The sequence below is a fragment of the Colwellia echini genome, from assembly GCF_002843355.2.
GTDB classification, from domain to species: Bacteria; Pseudomonadota; Gammaproteobacteria; order Enterobacterales; family Alteromonadaceae; genus Colwellia; species Colwellia echini.
Genome location: NZ_PJAI02000044.1, coordinates 1 through 4,809 on the forward strand (window position 1 = coordinate 1; position 4,809 = coordinate 4,809).

General features: G+C 33.2%; 5 protein-coding genes. All 5 read right to left on the minus strand.

Translation table 11 applies throughout. The features are described from left to right. Positions 1-473 precede the first annotated feature (473 nt). Positions 474-896: a hypothetical protein gene (locus CWS31_RS16995; RefSeq protein WP_101342777.1), complete on the minus strand. Its 423-nt coding sequence runs from the start codon at positions 894-896 to the stop codon at positions 474-476. 125 nt (positions 897-1,021) lie between these two features. After that, entirely contained in the window at positions 1,022-1,438 is a 417-nt protein-coding gene (locus CWS31_RS17000) for a hypothetical protein (RefSeq protein WP_101342776.1), read from the minus strand. 35 nt (positions 1,439-1,473) lie between these two features. Further along, complete coding sequence (locus tag CWS31_RS17005) at positions 1,474-1,917, minus strand: hypothetical protein (RefSeq protein WP_101342775.1); 444 nt, start codon at positions 1,915-1,917, stop codon at positions 1,474-1,476. A 119-nt stretch (positions 1,918-2,036) separates the two neighbouring features. Next, a complete protein-coding gene (locus CWS31_RS17010) occupies positions 2,037-2,606 on the minus strand; it encodes a lasso peptide biosynthesis protein (RefSeq protein ID WP_101342774.1) in 570 nt (189 codons plus the stop codon). A 76-nt stretch (positions 2,607-2,682) separates the two neighbouring features. Beyond that, positions 2,683-4,668: a DUF262 domain-containing protein gene (locus CWS31_RS17015; protein ID WP_101342773.1), complete on the minus strand. Its 1,986-nt coding sequence runs from the start codon at positions 4,666-4,668 to the stop codon at positions 2,683-2,685. Between the last annotated feature and the right edge of the window lie 141 nt (positions 4,669-4,809).

Below are 4,809 nucleotides of genomic sequence, written 5' to 3' on the forward strand. Positions count from 1 at the left end.
ACTAAACGTGAATCAAAAAATAAACCATAAGCAAATAACCCAAAACACCTAACGCTTCATTAAGAGGCAAAAAATTGTTTGCTAAAATGTTGAGGCACGAAACAGCAAACTGTTTTTTGTCCTGCTTTAATGCCTTGTTAGGTGTTTGAACTGATTAGAGTTTATGCCACCTAAACTTACCAAACCACAATAAAGTAATTGGCAAAGTCTTGCACGAAATTTTGCAGTAAAAACTGAGAAATTAGCGCACCAAAAAGTTAAATAAACTGCTTTGCTCAATTTTACGCATCACCGCGAAACAATAATATACGCGCGATAATTAAAAAGCTAAATTACGGTTTAGGATGCGTGATTGATGCGCAAAACGTGAATCAAAAAATAAACCTTAAGCAAATTACCCAAAACACCTAACGCCCAAATAACAGGCTAAAAATAGTGGGCTAAAATGGAGCGAAGCGAACAGCCCGCTGTTTTTAGTCCTTGTTGATTTGCTTGTTATGTGGCTTTACTGCAATGACCCAAAAAGCCAAAGAAACAAAGAAACCACCAAAACCATAAGCAATATAATCTGTTGACCTAAGCTCAGTAGGCATTTCACTACCTAGCAGATCAACATACTTATAAAATAGAGGTACTAAAATACCAAGTAAACAATAAACAAACCAGTTTGTTACCCGAATTTTGGAAAGTCCTAGATGGATTGGTAACCCAACGAGAATGACAAAAGCAAATGATATAGAAACAAAGCCAATAACAAATAGAACAATTACAATAAAACCTTCAAAAAACTGAATGCTTTCACCTCTAACGAAAGATTCAATGAACGCGACAACTAAAACAATAAGTGATGCGAAAGGTGATAAGAAAACAGCTATAAATGTGCGCTTACTATCCATTGATAACACCGTTCCTCGATTGCCACATAACGCCCAAATAATGGGCAAAAAACAATTGGTTAAAATAAGCGACGCAGGAGCAAAAACCAACTGTTTTTTGTCCTGATTGATTTGCTTGTTATGTTTTAAATACGCAACTTAACAAATGTCATTTCACCTGACTCATAAATATTACAACGAGGTTTCGACAAGAACTCATATTTATGTTCAAGCTTATTGAAACCAGCTATCGTTAAATTATTATCTAATTTTGATAATTTAAGTGGCTGAGTGACAATGAAGATATGACCTCCCTTAATTTTGATTAGCACCTTATTTTCAGAATACTCAATAGAAGATAATTGGTGATGGTTATCATAAGGTCTGCCAATCCACCCATTTGGAGTAATAATTCCAAAAGTTGAGTTTTTAGAAAACCACTTTTTAATAGGTTTTAAAGTTAGAAACCTGCGAATAAACTCCATAGTTTCCTTAAAACATAACGCCTTACTAAGAGGCAAAAAATAGTTGGCTAAAATAAGCGACGAAGGAGCAAAAGCCAACTGTTATTTGTCCTTTTGAGTAACTTGTTATAAGTTTATTGCCACAATTCTGTTTTTATATATTGTTTCAAGCCCAAAGATAACTCGTTAAGTTTGTCGTAGTTACTTAACTCAAGTGAGCCAGAGGAAGTTTTTAAAACTAGTTTAATGACGTTATCATTTTTTAGTTTTTGCTTAACTCCCGTTACACTTTCCCATGGAAGTACATTATATCCGTCTTGTTGGATAGACTTTAAGCCCTCTTTGAGAATATGAATCTCATGATTTTTAGCCAACGCCAAAAACCTTTTAGTACCAAGAATGTTTGAACCAACAGCAATAACGGCTGTAATACCAAAAATGAAGGCGAAACCAAGCCAATCGAAGTCTTCACCTTTTGATGGTAATGAAAATAAAGTCGCTAATCCAATTACATACAACGCAACAATATATGGACCTCTTTTTCGCTTATTTATTACACTTTGACTAATTTTATACACAGGACTCTCAAAACTTATAACGCCCTGTTAACAGGCAATAAAACTGTTGGCTAAAATTAGCGACGAAGGAGCAAAAGCCAACTGTTTTTTGTCCTTGTTTAACAGCTTGTTAGAGGTATTTAGCTCCGAACAAGAATTCTTTTTACATTACCGTATTTATCTTTTAGCTTACCAGAGTTAACTTTAATCTCTGCTTCTTTAGACAAGGTTTTAGCTAATTTCCATAACTTATTAGGATCTTCGGGGTGACCCAATGAATAGTCCATTAAATTTACACTACTTACAAAAATACCTACATCATCTAATCCAACTGGAGATGATTTACCATACGACAGTTTAGGGGGAGTTAAATTTGAAAGACATTTAGATGCAAAAACAGGTGGGAACTCATATCCCCCAATATTAGGCATGCAAACCGATGCATCAAGGACTAACCCTTCAACTTCCACCCATGAATGATCGAAGTATGAGTTATCATCTATTTTTACTTCACCAATACAAAGTTTAGCGTCAACCCCTTGCTCCATAAGTAATATGTATAAAACTGCTGAAGTATCATGGCACGCGCCTCTATACTGGGTTTTATAGACCCAATTCAGAACCGCTTTGAATGTTTTTTTTATTTTATAATCAGACTTCTGAGTATGTGATAAGTTTTCTATATTCTGAAGCCACTGCTTGAATTCCATGAATACCTCTAACGCCGCAATAAGCGGCGAGGAATAGTTTGCTAAAATGTGAAACGAAGTGGAACTAGGCAAACTGTTACGAGTCCGACTTAATTTCCTTGTTATGTATTTTTAACTTCTCTTTTTTAAGCACAAAACCTAAATTCAAGAAGTTAACCATATGCGCTAAATCATCAAATTTAATCTTCCATCTTTTTTCCATAAATTTAAGAAGGTGTATACCTCGATGTAAAATTTCGACAGCTGTCCATTGTTTATTATCGGTTAGTTCAATTTCTGAAAATGAACCATATTTAAACCCAATAGTATTACTAGAATTCCCAACTTTGTCTAAGAAAGGCTTATTTTGAAAGCTAGAATTTTTGGGATGTGACAATGGTACGAGGTTACCTAACGAATGTCGGAGCAGACTTCTTTCTTTACCTGAGTAATCTTTAAATTTAGATGTCCAACAAGGTTTTCTTGGATTTTGTGGATAAATATGTTCAATCGTTTTATGATCTCGAATGTCATCACTAAGTAATTCCCAATCCAATTTGTCAGTATAGGTTTTTGACTGTGATTTAAGCTCTTGTTCATACTCATACATAAAGTATCTTAGCCCTCTCCAACGGTAGAATCCTCCGTCTTTGAGTGAGTCAGAAATTTGATTAATTATCCTTTTATCAGATATTAATGTATCTCTAGTTTCATCCATTTTAAATATTATTTTTTCCAACGTGGTTTCATCGTTACTTAGATCACTAGCCCATTCAATAAATCTGCTAGCATCAAAGTCTATTCCAAAACTTCGACGAATAAGCATCATAGTAAAGAGAAGTCTTTCTATTGAAGTTAAGAACTTCACAATAAGAGGTTGAGCAGTTCCTTTTTGTAAACTTACCATTATTAGAGGTAAACACTCTTCAGAGTCTATTCTGTTTATTTTTTCTAACCATTTAACCACTTCAGGGTCCAGTGAAGAACCTTTTGGATTCGATATTTCATACCACTTTTCTACAGATGTTTTTAAACTACTAACATACCTATACAATTCTTCTATGGTCAGTTTCTCTTCACCATCACTAGAAAGAGACTTAGTAGTGAACTTAACATCAAGCAAATACTCTTGATAATTGGTTCCATAACCTCGTCTAAAACGTCGATAATTTATTGAATTTCCATTATTTACTGACTTACCAAAAAATAAGATAAAGTGATTAAATAGAAATACATCATCATCAAGAGGATTGTCTTTATTTCGTCCCAATTGGTGGTAAATAGTTTTCCAACATTCATTAATAGAGGTTCGTAATTTTAATTTTTCATAAGATTCTTCATCTAGTTTAGTAGATAAATAAATCAATCTATTTTTTAATAACTCTAAGTGAGATAGTGACTTCCCTCTATTGTTCATCGTTTCAAATGAAACATGTACATCTATTTCATCTGACATAGAATAAATATTAAAGAGAAGGTTTTGAGTGACTTTCGTGTAAAGTGATTCTATCCACTGAAGCTCCATGTCTTTTAATTTATCAAGAAAAAATTCTTTGGCATTCAATAAATTATTTGTATATATAGTTTCCTGAATATTAAGTTGATTATCTGAGTCCTCACAGAATATTTTTTGTTTTAAAAACTCATAACTTGGGTTATCAACTTCATAACCAAAAAGATATGAACGAGATATACCCTGATCTTTTGTCTCAAATATGAATTTTTTTCTAATATCTTGTGGCTCGGTATAGTTTAAATTATTTTCTTTTATAGCTTCTAAAATACATTGAATCAAAACCACTACAGTAGTTAGTCTTTGTTGGCCGTCTACAACATAATGTGGTTCATAACACTTTGATTTTATGATCCAAGTGTCGTCTTTCCAGTTTACAACTTTATCGTTATGGACATCTTCTAAAGTTAAAACACCAACATAATGATTATGTCCTGATTCTAATTGTGATAAATCACTCCAAAAGTCTTTTAACTGTTTGTCTCCCCAAGCATAACCTCTTTGGTAATCAGGAATTCTCAATAAACGTTCAGTAAATATCTTAGATATAGAATATAGTTCTGTTTTCACTTTGTTTCCTTTGATTATTCATAATAGGTGCTCAAGGGTTAGATGAAACACTAAATACATAACGCCTCATTAAGAGGCAAAAAATTGTTTGCTAAAATGTTGAGGCACGAAACAGCAAACTGTTTTTTGTCCTGCTTTAAT